This is a genomic window from Vibrio gazogenes, from assembly GCF_002196515.1.
Classification (GTDB): domain Bacteria; phylum Pseudomonadota; class Gammaproteobacteria; order Enterobacterales; family Vibrionaceae; genus Vibrio; species Vibrio gazogenes_A.
This window is the reverse complement of the sequence record NZ_CP018835.1, coordinates 3,030,424-3,045,177: the sequence shown is the minus strand read 5'-3', so window position 1 is coordinate 3,045,177 and position 14,754 is coordinate 3,030,424. Positions and strand designations below refer to the sequence as shown.

Annotated in this window: 15 protein-coding genes, 1 tRNA gene and 1 riboswitch; of the genes, 4 read left to right on the top strand and 12 right to left on the bottom strand. The window is 44.8% G+C overall.

Features of this window, described 5'->3' with window-relative positions; all coding sequences use genetic code 11:
* Positions 1-171: 171 nt before the first annotated feature.
* Positions 172-978, top strand: coding sequence for a hypothetical protein (locus tag BSQ33_RS13940; protein WP_021019502.1), 807 nt, complete (start codon positions 172-174; stop codon positions 976-978).
* A 57-nt stretch (positions 979-1,035) separates the two neighbouring features.
* Here the strand turns inward: BSQ33_RS13940 and udp are convergent, their stop codons facing one another.
* The 7 genes from udp to moaA form a co-directional block, all read right to left on the bottom strand.
* Positions 1,036-1,797 (bottom strand): uridine phosphorylase, encoded by a 762-nt coding sequence (udp, locus tag BSQ33_RS13935; protein ID WP_021019501.1) that lies wholly within the window; start codon positions 1,795-1,797, stop codon positions 1,036-1,038.
* 241 nt (positions 1,798-2,038) lie between these two features.
* A complete protein-coding gene (locus BSQ33_RS13930) occupies positions 2,039-2,455 on the bottom strand; it encodes a CBS domain-containing protein (RefSeq protein WP_021019500.1) in 417 nt (138 codons plus the stop codon).
* A 175-nt stretch (positions 2,456-2,630) separates the two neighbouring features.
* Positions 2,631-3,083: a molybdopterin synthase catalytic subunit MoaE gene (moaE, locus tag BSQ33_RS13925; protein ID WP_021019499.1), complete on the bottom strand. Its 453-nt coding sequence runs from the start codon at positions 3,081-3,083 to the stop codon at positions 2,631-2,633.
* A 1-nt stretch (position 3,084) separates the two neighbouring features.
* The gene (gene moaD, locus BSQ33_RS13920; protein ID WP_021019498.1) at positions 3,085-3,330 is read right to left on the bottom strand and encodes a molybdopterin synthase sulfur carrier subunit; all 246 of its coding nucleotides are present in this window, start codon (positions 3,328-3,330) and stop codon (positions 3,085-3,087) included.
* Positions 3,327-3,806 (bottom strand): cyclic pyranopterin monophosphate synthase MoaC, encoded by a 480-nt coding sequence (moaC, locus tag BSQ33_RS13915; protein ID WP_021019497.1) that lies wholly within the window; start codon positions 3,804-3,806, stop codon positions 3,327-3,329. The genes moaD and moaC overlap by 4 nt, the downstream gene beginning before the upstream one ends.
* A gap of 18 nt (positions 3,807-3,824) precedes the next feature.
* On the bottom strand, positions 3,825-4,331 hold the full coding sequence (moaB, locus tag BSQ33_RS13910; RefSeq protein WP_021019496.1) for a molybdenum cofactor biosynthesis protein B: 507 nt from the start codon (positions 4,329-4,331) through the stop codon (positions 3,825-3,827).
* Between the two features lie 160 nt (positions 4,332-4,491).
* A complete protein-coding gene (gene moaA, locus BSQ33_RS13905; RefSeq protein WP_088134329.1) occupies positions 4,492-5,475 on the bottom strand; it encodes a GTP 3',8-cyclase MoaA in 984 nt (327 codons plus the stop codon).
* Positions 5,464-5,606: riboswitch (molybdenum cofactor riboswitch) on the bottom strand. (Overlaps the previous gene by 12 nt.)
* 174 nt (positions 5,607-5,780) lie before the next feature.
* Between moaA and yvcK the strand changes: the two genes are divergently transcribed.
* A complete protein-coding gene (gene yvcK / locus BSQ33_RS13900; protein ID WP_088134328.1) occupies positions 5,781-6,701 on the top strand; it encodes a uridine diphosphate-N-acetylglucosamine-binding protein YvcK in 921 nt (306 codons plus the stop codon).
* A gap of 52 nt (positions 6,702-6,753) precedes the next feature.
* Here yvcK and luxU read toward each other — a convergent pair whose 3' ends face one another.
* From luxU to uvrB, 3 genes are all read right to left on the bottom strand, one after another.
* Positions 6,754-7,092 (bottom strand): quorum-sensing phosphorelay protein LuxU, encoded by a 339-nt coding sequence (gene luxU, locus BSQ33_RS13895; RefSeq protein WP_420070613.1) that lies wholly within the window; start codon positions 7,090-7,092, stop codon positions 6,754-6,756.
* 14 nt (positions 7,093-7,106) lie between these two features.
* Positions 7,107-8,507: a quorum-sensing sigma-54 dependent transcriptional regulator LuxO gene (gene luxO, locus BSQ33_RS13890; protein WP_021019492.1), complete on the bottom strand. Its 1,401-nt coding sequence runs from the start codon at positions 8,505-8,507 to the stop codon at positions 7,107-7,109.
* Positions 8,508-8,780: 273 nt separating this feature from the next.
* Positions 8,781-10,811 carry an excinuclease ABC subunit UvrB gene (gene uvrB / locus BSQ33_RS13885; RefSeq protein ID WP_021019491.1) on the bottom strand — a complete coding sequence of 677 codons (2,031 nt, stop codon included), beginning with the start codon at positions 10,809-10,811 and terminating at the stop codon, positions 8,781-8,783.
* A 576-nt stretch (positions 10,812-11,387) separates the two neighbouring features.
* On the opposite strand from uvrB, the gene BSQ33_RS13880 reads away from it, so the two are divergent.
* Positions 11,388-11,463, top strand: a tRNA-Asn gene (locus BSQ33_RS13880).
* A gap of 381 nt (positions 11,464-11,844) precedes the next feature.
* Here BSQ33_RS13880 and BSQ33_RS13875 read toward each other — a convergent pair.
* A complete protein-coding gene (locus BSQ33_RS13875) occupies positions 11,845-12,672 on the bottom strand; it encodes a DUF5718 family protein (protein WP_021019489.1) in 828 nt (275 codons plus the stop codon).
* 313 nt (positions 12,673-12,985) lie between these two features.
* On the bottom strand, positions 12,986-13,867 hold the full coding sequence (locus BSQ33_RS13870; protein ID WP_021019488.1) for a LysR family transcriptional regulator: 882 nt from the start codon (positions 13,865-13,867) through the stop codon (positions 12,986-12,988).
* A gap of 97 nt (positions 13,868-13,964) precedes the next feature.
* Between BSQ33_RS13870 and budA the strand changes: the two genes are divergently transcribed.
* Positions 13,965-14,750, top strand: coding sequence for an acetolactate decarboxylase (gene budA, locus BSQ33_RS13865; RefSeq protein ID WP_021019487.1), 786 nt, complete (start codon positions 13,965-13,967; stop codon positions 14,748-14,750).
* The last annotated feature ends 4 nt before the right edge of the window (positions 14,751-14,754 follow it).

Below are 14,754 nucleotides of genomic sequence, written 5' to 3'. Positions count from 1 at the left end.
TAATTCTGCTAATCTTTCATCACAAGGATACAAAGGTGTCTTGACCTTTGTGGGGGCGACTTGTTTATTTTCAATCCGATTGGCGGAGATTTGTAGCGTGTATAACGCTATTCTGCACAACGGTCAACAACCACAAAATCAAGCCATCTCTCTAACAACAAGGAGTTGGTTATGTTTGTCATTATTTCGATGCTGATTTCCATCAGTATACTCGGATTCATGTTTTATCTTGCCAAACAACGTGAATCTACCCTGCAACGAAAGTATGAACTGCTTGTTGATTTACGTCAGGTGCTGTATCTGTGCCGCCAGCATCGAAGTGCCACACATCATGTTCTCATGTTTGGTGAACACAGAGACGTTGAAATCGAGCATCTTGCCGGACTGCTGAGTGAGAAAACCACTCACCTCATTTCCATTGCTCATTTTGATAACAAGCCAATGTATCGAGTGCTTCAACTCAAACTGAAAGCGCTCATTCAGGATTGGTCGGAACGGACGATTTCGCGCAATCAAATGATTCACGGTAAAGCGATCCGCCACTGTATGTTTCTTATGGATGAAGTCATGCTGGCTTGGTTAATTGACGTCAGTCGGGAAGATTTGAGTGATGAATATCATATGAACTGGCAGCAAGTCATTGATGCGATGGACGCTTTGACACAATTTAGAATTTGTATTGAAGAGATGAACACACCTGAAGGACAAACACGTTTACAGCACTGTGCTGACATACTCTCGAGAAAAGTGAACCAGTTAACGATGGTGAGTCCCTTATCAATCTCATCCCCGACGTGTACCAAAGCGCTGGTGATTTTATCCGATGTAGGGAAAAACCCTGACTCTCATATCAGTGCCGAAGCGATGTATCAGATGAGCGAAGATATCTCGTTGAGTATTGCTCATGTTTACGACCATATGCTGGGAGAGCTCATTGAGACACTGTATCTGCCTCTCCCAAAGTTACTCACCGCCTAGACCAATAAAGGCGTCATGTACCATCGCACATGACGCCCCGAAATGTTTAGGTGAGAATTAAGCGAGCAAAAGCGCTGCGGCTTTGACGACAACACGGATCGATTTTGCTTCAACCTCTTTAATAATCGCATGATCCGGAATTTCTTTGAGTGTCCGGTTGATAATCACACCACCCACACATCCCGCTTGCAGACCAGAACTGGCGCACATGGTAAACAGCGTTGCGGATTCCATCTCAAAGTTCATCACGCCCATCGCTTGCCACTCTTCGACTGAGCCCTGAAAACGGCGCGTTACCCGACCAGAATACGTGTCGTAACGCTCTTGACCCGGATAGAATGTGTCACTCGACGCTGTAATTCCCGTATGAACCGGAATGCCTTCATTATCAGCAGCCTGCTTAAGTGCACTCATCGCAGCAAAATCTGAGACAGCCGGGAATTCCATCGGAGCAAAGTGCAGACTTGCACCATCTAAACGAACAGCACCGGTTGTCACGATCATATCCCCGATCTGAATATTGGGCTGAATCGCGCCCGTTGTACCAACACGTAAGAAGCTGCGAACGCCTAACTGTGCCAGCTCTTCTACTGCAATTGAAGTCGATGGTCCACCGATACCTGTTGAACAAACAATGACAGGTTTACCCTCAACTTTTGCGCGATACAGGGTAAATTCACGATGACTCGCCAAAAATTCTGGAGAATCCATTTGGTCAGCAATTTTCTTAACGCGTTCAGGGTCACCAGGCAATATCGCCAGTGTTGCACCATTCAGATCTTCTTGCGTGACTCCGAGATGAAAAACTTTATCTGACATTATTGTCTCCTTCATTGTAATCTTGGTTGAAATACTCAAACTTCAGTATCATGGAATGCTCAAAGCACTTTAACCAAGATTTAGCCCTCAAGTGCCAACCTAGATCACACATAATGAATATACATAACATCATATTTCATCAATATGTGACACAGATCTTGAGTGGGTACCAAAAAAGCCTGCGAAATAACATTTCGAGGCTTATTGAACACAATGAATCCACCGATCCGATCAGCCGAATTTATACCTGCCGTTTAAAGCAACTATGAAGATTTTTATTAATCGCTTTCAGTACAGCACGCCGATTAATCACACCAACTAATCGCCCGTCTTCAACCACAGGATAAGTTGAGCGCCCATCACGCATGTGATCGGCTAACTCGATAATCGGTAAGTCCGGACTGACGGTATCAACCACTTGTGTCATACAATCACCGACCATATGGGAGTCCTGACAGAAATAACTGACTTTCACCAACTTATCGAGTAGATCCTGCTCCGATAAAAAGCCAATTACTCTGCCATGATCATCAATCACTGGACCACTAAAAAAATCATTAAATTCAATGACTCTTTCCAATGCAGCAGATAATGACATGTCAGCTTTGAAGGTAATCGAATGCTGCGTCATATAATGTCTAACTTTGAGTGATTCCATCGTTCTCTCCTTCGAGCCTTTCATCTGGGCCTTTAAGGTAAGTGTTGACTAATTTCAGCTAATTGCTAAATAGAATCACTCAATTTCATTCATCATTGTTAACAGAGAAACAAAAAACAGACAGAGAAAAACAAAATCAATGAATTTGGGGTTAAATCACAATAATTATTGGAAATTACTGCCATTTTTCAGCAGCTAATCGATCCGAATCTCGACTATCTAACCAGCGTTCGCCACGACTGGTTGTTTCTTTTTTCCAGAAAGGGGCCTGAGTCTTCAGCGTATCCATAATAAAAGCACTGGCCGCAAAGGCTGCATCACGATGGTGACTACTGACACCAACAAAAACAATTTGCGCACCAATCGCCAAATCACCAATGCGATGGATCACGCGAATTGCCAGTAAAGGCCAGCGTTGTAACGCTTGCTCACAAATGGTATTCAGCGCTTTTTCGGTCATGCCGGGATAGTGTTCAAGATGTAACCCTGTCACCTGATTGCCCAGATTCATATCCCTAACTTTGCCGACAAATGTCACAACCGCACCAGCATCATCTCCCTGAGACAGCGCCTGATATTCATCTTCAACACAAAAATCATCGTGTTGAACAGCAACGGAGTATCCCATATCAACCTCCTGTTACTGGCGGAAAAAATGCAATTTCATCACCATCATCAATCGCTGTATCCAGTGAAACGATAGTTTGATTAACTGCAGCCAACAAACGATCAGAATTCATTGCCAACGCCCACTTCTCCGAGCGCTTCGCCAAATCGCATCTCAGCGCATCAAGGGTTGCGAACGTACATGGCAATTCAAGTTCTGCCTGCCCGACCAGCTCTCGGGTCTGAGCAAAAAATAGGACTTTAATCATGATTCCACCTTAAAATGGCCAGACTTTCCTCCGGACTTTTCCAGTAATCGAACCGGGCCGATAACCATGTCCTTCTGAACAGCTTTACACATATCGTAAACCGTCAGCGCTGCAACAGATGCAGCGGTCAGTGCTTCCATTTCAACACCTGTTTTTCCCGTCAGCCGACACAAAGACTCGATTCTGACACACGACGCCGTCTCGATTGCTGTCAAGCGCACTTCCACCTTCGATAACAACAGAGGATGACAAAGCGGGATCAGTTCCCAGGTTCGTTTTGCGGCTTGAATCCCAGCAATCCGGGCGGTGGCAAAGACATCCCCTTTATGATGCTGACCGGAAAGGATCAATTGCAATGTGTCTTCCGCCATGTAAACCAATGCTTCCGCCCTTGCTTCACGAACAGAATCAGCTTTGTCGGAAACGTCCACCATATTGGCTTCACCAGCGGCATTAATATGGGTAAGTTGGCTCATGTTTAACTCCCGTGTGGCTTATAAATGGGGCATAAAATTGCATGGCCGGTGTGATGCATCCAACTGCTGGCAAATAATTTTTGTCCACGCAGTCTTGCAGGCACCGGTTGAACCCGGCATCGCAAAAATGACTGTATGGTTGGCAAAACCGGCAACCGCCCGTGATTGAATAGTCGAAGTACCAATCTCTTCATAAGAAACCATGCGAAATAACTCACCAAATCCTTCCACTTGTTTATCAAACAGGGGTGTTAACGCTTCCGGTGTACTGTCTCGTGAAGTAAAGCCTGTCCCACCGGTGATTAAAACCACCTGAACATCTTCATCCGCAATCCACTGGGAAACAATTGCGCGAATTTTATAGCGATCATCAACCACGATCTGTTTATCCGCGAGCTGATGTCCGGCTTGCTGGAGCTGTTCAGCCAAATAACCGCCGGATGTGTCATTTTCCTCCGTTCTCGTGTCAGAAACGGTTAAGACCGCAATTTTTGCCGGTCTGAATTCAGTTTGAGCATGTCCCATAGAGGTTTACCTATTTTGATCATTGATGATAGCGACATGGTTTGCCATATGAACGGTTTGCGCCATACGGATGTCGCATCGTTGGAATTGATGTTCGTTATCAACAAATAACTCTCTGCCCAATCCGGTCAGCGCTATGGGCGATAACGGTAAAGACGGCCTAACCGCCAATCGATGCTAAGTGCGGTGTCATACCCGCGTGACCATCATGTAAGAAATGGCTCACGGCTTTTTCACCCAAAGCCTGCTGAATCCGCTCAATCAGCGCTGATTGCTGCTCGTCTTGCTGAAGTAAATCACGCAATTCAATCCCAGATTCACCAAACAGACACAGATGCAGCTTGCCTTTCGCTGAAACACGCAGACGATTACAGCTCGCACAGAAGTTTTTTTCATAAGGCATGATGAAGCCAAGTTCTCCCTGATAGTCAGGATGCGCTAAAACTTTAGCAGGTCCATCATGACAAGCGCGCACCTTCGGAATCCATCCTTCACCGAGTAGTTGCTGATAAACGCTCTGCCCCGAAACATGATGTTGCTGGAAGAAATCATCCATCGTTCCAGTCTGCATCAATTCAATAAAACGGAGCTGGATCGGCAAATCACGGATCCAATCCAGAAATGCGGGTAACTGACGATCATTCAGCCCCTTCAATAAGACGACGTTCACTTTGACTTGGGAGAAACCGACTGCCAACGCTTGTTCGATACCGTCCATGACCTGTCGATACTTATTTTCACCGGTAATTTGATGGAACATCCTCGGATCGAGGCTATCAACGCTGACATTAATATTGGTCAACCCGGCCTGACGCCATTCCGCTGCTGATTTTGCCAGACGGAACCCGTTGGTGGTCATCGCCACTTGTTCAATGCCGGGAGTAGAGGAGACGAGATGGATGATATCGGTAAAATCCCGACGTAGTGTCGGTTCACCACCGGTTAACCGCACTTTAGAGGTTCCGCAACTTGCGAATGCGGTGACAACCCGCTGAATTTCCGGCAATGATAAAAACTGAGGCCGCTGAGCCTCTGCCTGATATCCGTCCGGTAAACAGTAGGTACATTTAAAATTGCATACGTCCGTCAACGACAGACGTAAATAGTAAAATTTACGCTGAAAGCTATCTTCAAATTGAGCCATGGAACACCTTTCCAAACACGGGAGGCAAGATCATTTCCAATCCCACCCTCGGGTCATCAACATCGACCACAGGTTTAACAAGCCTATTCCATCCGGAACTTAGCCCGTCAAACTCGGAGCTATGGCAACTATGAGACATGTGTCATCACAATTAACATGTTTTTCAGTTTACAAATTTTTTTGAACAGATCCTACTTCCATATCAAAAAATTTGAGTGTTCCAACCAAATTTTCACAGAAGAAGTATTCTGGATCAAAAAATTCAACTAATCTTAATCGCGGTTCACTGATAGATAATGATAACAATGAATTCTTATCAAAAAAGACTCTACCAAGAGAAAAAAGTTGTTGCGATTGGCGGAGGACATGGACTCGGGCGTGTATTAGCTGCGATCCGCGATTTTGGTTCCAATGCAACCGGCATTGTTGCAACAACGGATAACGGCGGCTCGACGGGACGGATCCGTCACTGTCAGGGTGGAATTGCCTGGGGAGACACGCGGAATTGTATCAACCAGCTGATTACCGAGCCCTCGACCGCTTCGATGATGTTTGAATACCGCTTCCGAGGACAAGGTGAGCTTGATGGACATAATTTAGGGAATCTGATGTTAACTGCGTTGGATAACTTATCCGTCCGGCCACTTGAAGCGATTAATTTGATTCGTACCCTGCTCAATGTATCGATCAATATCCTGCCAATGTCAGAACACCCGGCCGATCTCTCGGCACATGCCATTAATGGCAATATCGTCACGGGAGAAACCAATGTGGATGAAATGACCGAAGAACTCATACGGCTAGAACTTTCTCCGCAAGTGCCGGCAACACATGAAGCAATCGAAGCAATTCATCATGCAGATGCAATTCTGCTTGGCCCCGGTAGTTTTTTGACCAGCATCATGCCGCCGTTATTACTGCCTGAGTTGGGTAAAGCGATTGCGAAAAACCGCCAAGCCGTTCTGATTTATATTGACAACCTCGCCCCGGAATACGGGCCTGCCCAGAAGATGGATCTCAACCGAAAACTCATTTGGTGCCAACGGGCTTGTGGCGGACGACTGGCGGATTTGATTTTGTGTGAGACACCACCTGATCGATATCCCGCAGATTGTCAGATAATTACTCGTAACCTTGCCTCCCCGGATAAAGGATGGCGTCACGAACGGGAAAAACTGAAGCAAGTCATTGAAGAACAGCTCATCAACGAGCTATATAACAAATAATATCAGCAACGAGCAATGATGAGATACGTTCATCATTGCTCGTTGGGATTAGCTAAGATTCATGCTGAACTAAAGTCATATAAGATGTGTATGTCTCACGGAGCTGTTTGATTAGATTCTGTTTTTCCTGTTTGGTATTAAGCAGTAACCCTTGTTTCCCTCGGGTATCAATATCAATCGCCATGTCACATAAACGATCAGCGCCAAAGCTCGCGGCACTACTTTTAAGTGCATGGCTGATCTCTTTCAATAGCTCAAGCTGTTCTTGCTCTGCACTTTCCGATAACGTCGCCTGATAGTTTTCTAACTCGCCGAGGAAAATATCCAGTAGTACAGGAATATTGTCCTCTCCTATTTCCCGTGACAATGACGAAATCGTTGCTTGATTCATGATTTCACTCATATCTATGCTTTCTCTTCTGCATTCCAAGACTGTAACTTACGGTAGATGGTTGAAGGACTCACTTCCAGATAACCTGCGGCTTTCGGAATATTTCCTTCACAGGCATCAATGGCATTTTCGATTGCCATTTTTTCAGTCATCCAGAGCGGAAATATCTCATGGACTGAAGGTTTCCTCTCTTCCATCATCGGTTGAACCAAACGAAGATAACTTTCTTTCGGTTGATTCAATGGCGGTGGTAACATACTCAGCGTAATTTCTTTGCCATGATTCAGTACCACAACATTACGTAAAACATTCTGCAATTGACGAACATTGCCCGGCCATTCGTACTGTCTAAAACGTTCCACGACTTCAGCGGCAAGGCGAACAAAATCTTTCTCTTCTTCTTTGGACATATAACCGAGCAAAGAATATGCGATTTCGATGACATCATCACCACGCTCCCGAAGGGGCGGCAGGTGAAGCGGGATGACATATAAACGATAATATAAATCTTCCCGGAAACGACCCTCCTGAACCTCTTTCCACGGGTCACGGTTTGTCGCACACACAAAGCGAACATCAACACTTTTCATTTTTGATGAACCGACTTTCTGGAATGTACCGGTTTGGATAAACCGCAACAGCTTCGTCTGTAAGTCCAAATCCATCTCACAGAGCTCATCCAGAAATAGCGTTCCGCCATCAGCGAGCTCCGCAGCGCCTTGTCGATCCGTTGCTGCCCCTGTAAAAGCCCCTTTCACGTGACCGAACAGTTCACTCTCAATTAAATCTTTCGGAATGGCTGCACAGTTAATCGCAATAAAAGGTTTATCACCTCGCCGACTTGCAGCATGAATGGCTTCAGCACATACTTCTTTCCCGGTGCCACTTTCTCCAGTGATAAAGATACTGGCCTTACTCGCTGCCGCAGAGTCAATCGTTCGATACACGGCCTGCATAGTTTGACTACTGCCGATGAATCCCTGATAGTTTTGGCTGCGCGGATCATCGGAATCACTCTTAATTTTTGAAGCTTTACGAATCGCATTATTGACTGTAACGCGTAATCGGTCAGCTTCGCATGGTTTAATGAGAAAATCCTGAGCACCGTAGCGCATGGCTTCAACAGCCGTATCAATTGAGCCATGAGCCGTCATGAAAATGACGGGGACATCCGGGTATTTCCGTTTCACCTCATGTAAGACGTCCATCCCTGTCATATCCGGAAGCCGTAAATCAAGCAGAATCAGATCGGGTTCTCTTTTTTCAAGACTCTCTAACGCCTCTTTCCCCGTACCGACAATATTGATGTCAATATTCAGAGGCTCAAGATAGGTTCGATACAGCACAGCAACAGACGCTGTATCTTCAACCATCAGTAGATATCTACTTTTTTGTGGTAACTGTTCAGATTGCATAACTTAGCCAACTCAAAATTGCATTTTGCATAATGTTCGCATCGAGAATTGCATATTGCAAATATTTCTTCAAAAAAACCTGAAAGAACCTCTCAAAACAAGCATTTTAACAGTCTATAGTTGGCATAGTATATGCTTATAGTAATCTTGACCCTCACGGGTCACCTAGCCAACTGACGTTGTTAGTGAATAAAGTTATTCACATTCTGACAGCCAATAGATACCTTTCTATTGGCTATTTTTTTATCTACAATTTTTACCGATATATCCAGTTTAGCTGTTGATGATAAATTGTTCGCGAAGTTTCTCGATTTCATCCCGTTTTTGCGCTGCCTGTTCAAATTCAAGATTCTGCGCATATTGGTACATTTGTGATTCCAGCTTACTGATCTCTTTTTCAAGCTGTTGTGGCGTGAGAGAACCATATTCAGAATCTGGCTCTGCGACTTGAGACAATGGCCGCTGCGGAGCTTTACGCTTCTGTCTGGATTTGGTGATATCACCAATTTCCAGGATATCTTTGACATCTTTACGCAATGCTTGAGGCTCAAGCCCCATCTCTTCATTATAGCGCTGTTGTTTTTCACGACGACGGTTCGTTTCATCTATCGCCCGTTTCATCGAACCAGTGACCCGATCAGCATACAGAATCGCTTTACCGCGAAGATTTCGGGCTGCACGTCCGATGGTTTGGATCAAAGAACGTTCTGACCGTAAGAATCCTTCTTTGTCTGCGTCAAGAATGGCAACCAAAGAGACTTCCGGCATATCCAATCCTTCTCGCAACAGGTTAATTCCCACCAGCACATCGAATTCACCCAAGCGAAGATCGCGAATGATTTCGACCCGCTCAACAGTATCAATGTCAGAATGCAAATAACGCACTTTGACATGATGTTCCTGCAGATACTCGGTTAAATCTTCCGCCATCCGTTTGGTTAGTGTTGTCACCAACACCCGCTCATCTTGAGCACTGCGAAGCCGTATTTCAGATAATAAATCATCAACCTGAGTGGTAACCGGACGAATTTCCAGCTCCGGATCCAACAATCCAGTGGGTCGAACCACCTGTTCCGCAATGTCTCCGCCAGATTTATCCACTTCATAAGCACTGGGGGTAGCCGATACAAAAATCGTCTGGGGTGCTAATGCTTCAAACTCTTCAAATTTTAAAGGCCGGTTATCTAAAGCTGAAGGCAAGCGAAATCCAAATTCAACCAAGGTCTCTTTTCTGGAGCGGTCTCCTTTATACATCGCGCCGATTTGAGGCACTGTCACATGCGATTCATCAATAATGAGAATCCCATCGTGAGGTAAATAATCAAATAATGTAGGTGGCGGCTCACCCTCATTTCTACCACTCAGATAACGGGAGTAGTTTTCAATCCCAGAGCAAAACCCCAATTCATTCATCATTTCGACATCAAATTGCGTACGTTGGGAAATCCGTTGTTCTTCCAGCAATTTATTATGCTCAATAAAGTAGGCTTGCCGGGTTTTCAGCTCCGCTTTGATCTGCTCAATGGCATCAAGAATCCGCTCTCTTGGCGTGACGTAATGGGTTTTCGGATAGACCGTATAACGCGGTAAATCTTTCTGAATCACAGCACCGGTTAGTGGATCAAACAAGCTGATGTGTTCAATTTCATCATCAAACATCTCCACCCGGACCGCTTCACTTTCAGATTCAGCCGGAAAAATGTCGATCACTTCACCACGTACCCGAAATTGCCCCCGTTCAAACCCGACTTCATTGCGAGAATACTGCAACTCAGCTAAGCGTCTGAGCATTGCCCGCTGATCAACCACATCTCCCCGACGTAAGTGGAGCATCATTTTCAAATAGGAATCGGGATCGCCCAAACCATAGATAGCGGAGACAGAAGCAACAATAATGGCATCTTTTCTTTCCAGTAAAGCTTTGGTAGCAGATAAGCGCATTTGCTCAATATGGGCATTGACAGAAGCATCTTTCTCAATAAATGTATCCGTAGTGGGTACATAAGCTTCCGGCTGGTAATAATCATAATAAGAGACGAAATACTCAACCGCATTGTTAGGGAAAAACGCCTTCATTTCTCCAAACAACTGAGCGGCCAAGGTTTTGTTTGGCGCCAATACAATAGTCGGACGCTGTGCCTGGGCAATGACATTTGCTAAGGTAAATGTCTTTCCCGACCCCGTCACACCAAGCAATGTCTGGTGTGCCAGACCGGCATCCAACCCCTCTAATAATTGCTGAATCGCTGCCGGCTGATCTCCGGAAGGTTGATACGCAGAAACCAGTTCAAATGCTTTACTCATCTTTCCCTCTGCATCATCTTATGAAATCATTGTCTGCTCCTTCCACGACAGGATATGTGGAAAGAAATATCGCTTATTGTCGCTGCCTTCCCAATAAAGTAGCAAGAAGTTATTTTACAAAACAAATCACACTGTCCTAAAATGATCTAGCTATCTGAAAAATGTTTTGATATATTGCCTACCCTCGCGCGAAAACCTACGTTTTTCTCTCAAAAACAATCCACTACTTTTCCCCAAAACTGGCACATAAATTAACATTTCACTCATTTAATTATCATTCTCATTACATCTATAAATGCTGTGAATAAATAAATAATTCATTTAATAACAACAAGTTACAACCAAAAACAGTCAAAATCCAAATCATCATTTGTTCGATAAAGATGCGTTTCCAGATTTAATCAAGTTTCATCAACACACTTATCCACAAATTTAGTGGATAAGTAAATAAAGCCTTAGAGCCGTAAGGGGTACAAGAAAGTAAAGTATTTTTTCTGCTGTTTTCTGAACTTTTTTTGACGCACAAACATTGACACATTCAGTCAGGATAAGTACCATCCATCCCGTTTTCATCATTCCCCCTTAGTTCAGTTGGTAGAACGGCGGACTGTTAATCCGTATGTCGCAGGTTCGAGTCCCGCAGGGGGAGCCAAATTCCAGAAAAAAGACGTCCTAGGACGTCTTTTTTTGTATCTAAACGCCTTTTCCTGACTCGTACTAGCTTAGAAGTTTAGGTACACAAATAGGGACATTGTCCGTATGTCCCAATTTACGGTGTACCAATCATGGCAAGATCCACAAAACCTTCAACAGATACACAAATCTCTGAAGTGTTTAGTCCAGCAGGAGTAGCACCGAATTAGCCTATGTATCCAACCATGAGGGTCACACTGCGCCTAAAAGGCTACGTTCAAGAACACCAATAGCTTTCAATTTAATAATATTGACATCATATAAAAAAGGGCTTGCCTTTCAGCAAGCCCTAAACAAAATCATACTGTTTATTGACATTCATCGTTTGGAATTACAACGATTAAACAACTCTTTGGCAAACGTAAGATAAACCAATAGAACCCAGTTGCGCCTTCTGTACCATGCCGAAAACATCGTGTGGTTGGTATAGGCTACTGTCATACACAACAACAATGCTTTCATCACCTCTTTCCAAAAAGTGTTGTTCACCATAATCGGTGTAACGCGTTGCTCCCACTGCTACCACTAACTGACGAGGAAAGTTTGCTTGCTTAAGCAGTGCATGAATATTTTCCATCGGACCACGGTCTACTTGATGGTTCATCCGGTCACGAATCCACTCCAACAGATTATTATAGAAATAGGAGTATTCGTGTACCGCGCAATCTTCACCATAAGCGAACAGTTGCTCCCCTCTCTTGTGAAAACTCGCGATTCTAAATCTGTCGATATCACTATTCGGTGTGAGTTGCTCCAACGCAATCAGTTGAGTCGCCAAGCCTTTTGATGCTGCGCCCCAGTTTTTCTTTTCACTGATTTTGTTCGCGTCCGGGCGTCGTATCGAACAATCATTAAATGCGCCAAAATGCGTAGGCGTTAGCTGCGAGACTTGACTATCTTCATAAGTAACATCACAGATCAGCGCCAGCTCTGGCTCAATTTGTAAGTTCAGGATGTCATTGGGCAATTTGGTCGTGTTCGCACTTAATGGATAAGCAGACAAATACGGATGTTCAATACGAGGCACATAAATGGGAAACAATGCTTGGGGTTTGTTGGCGTTCACATCACCGTAGAGGGCAAAATCACTAGCCTCGCCTGCTTGCTGTAAGTGACCGGCGAAGTTTCCCGCAATGCCTAAGACCACCGCATCTTCAAAATTATTCATACGTTTACTTGTTCCTAATTAATGATTAATCGTTATTGGAGATGATACACCTCATCAAATCATCAACTTCAGCCATCGGGTTATGCACGATTAAGATCAGTAACACTTGCCACAACGTTTGCTCTACAGATGCACCTTCAAACAGCACTTGGAAAACTATTCACGCACAACTACGCTTGATAACTTGGCAAAAATGAATCGCCCGCAATTTCTTTACCTTTTAACCATTTAATCGTATCACATACGAGCCCAACCCAAAAATCATGCCCCTAATGAACGTTCACTCATCCCAGACCTCTATCGCTTCCTGCAATCATTCATCTGTTTTACCAATCTTTGCCACCACTTTTAGCACTTGTTTATTCAGATTTGAGGCTTCCCAAGCGACCACGATCCGGCTGGTCAACTGTATACCTTCAATACTCGCGACGACCGCGGAATCGTCCAAGTGTTCCGCCAGTGAATATGGCACAATCGCAATCCCCAGCCCGGCCTGCGCCATCGCAATCGTCGTGCGCAGTTGCGGCGCGGAAAATTGTGGTTCGAGCCGTATACCGGCATCTGCGAAAAGTGTATTCATTCCATCAAACAGAGCGGGGCCGGTTTCACGTGGAAACAGTAAAATTTTCTGCTCTCGGAGCTGTTTCATCTGAATACGCTGAAACTGCGCTAACGGATGCCCCTTAGGAATCACCGCCACAAACGGATCCTCAAACAACGTCCGGCGCTCAAAAGACTCACTGGCATAACAAGGCAGCCGCATAATCGCAATATCTAACTGTTTATTCTTCAATTGTGCGGCCAACTCCGACATCGGCAACTCGGCGGTTTTCAGATTGAGCCCCTCATTCTGAAGACAACCCATTTTTTCCAGCACCTGAATACTGGTTGAAGTGGACGTTGCGAAACCAATTTTTACTTCTGTATTTTCACCCCGGGCAATCTGCCTGACTTTCGCCATTGCCCGCTCCACATCAGTGAGCAAATTCACCGCATCGGTATAAAACACTTCTCCAGCCTTAGTCAGCTCTACCCCTCTGGATAGACGTTTAAACAAGTCTACACCTAGCTCATGTTCCAGCTTTTTAATCTGCTGACTCAATGGTGGCTGTGCAATCCCTAGTTGTTCAGCAGCTCTTGTAAAATGGCGCGTCTGAGCAACAGCGACGAAATACTTCAGGTAACGGAATTCCATATTTTTTCCATATCAAAATAAATCTTTTTTATATTGGATTTAGTACTGTAAAGAAGTCAATCTAAATATACACTTGATTGCACAACTGGATAAACTCATGCGCAGATTCTATAACCCTCAGTGTGACTGTTCGCTCGATATAGCGAAAGAATTTGCTGAATATCATCACGTAACCAATGATGGTGAAATTTTTCAGACGTCGTTGATGAGCGCGTTGATTGCCGGCGTTTACGAAGGCTCAACGACCGTAGAACAGTTACTGGAACACGGCGATTTTGGTTTAGGAACATTCAACCAACTGGATGGCGAGCTCATTGCTTTTGATAAGAATGTTTTTCAGCTCAAATCTGATGGTTCAGCCAATCCAGCAGACATGGCACAAAGAACCCCTTTTGCCGTGATGACTTTTTTCAAAGCAAGTATCGAATTACCACTGACATCACGGATGTCCCGCGAAGCTGTTCATCAACTAATCGATGACATGATCCCAAGTGACAATGTGTTCTGTGCAATACGCATTGATGGCACCTTCGACTTTGTCCGCACCCGCACCGTGCCAAAACAAAACCGCCCCTACCGACCCATGCTTGAGGTCGTCAAAGAACAACCCACATTTCGTTTCGCACAAAGAAAAGGCGTTATCGCCGGATTTCGCAGTCCCAAATACACCACGGGTATCAATGTTCCCGGCTACCACGAACATTTCATAACCGATGATCATCAAGGCGGTGGCCACATTCAAGATTACAGTATTTCATCCGGATTCCTCCAGATCGGCAAAGTGTCGCGATTGGTGATCGACACGCCGGCTTCTACAGAGTTTCTCAAAGCCAATCTGGCTCCGGAAGATATTCGTACCGCCATCGATAAGGCGGAAAAATAACAAC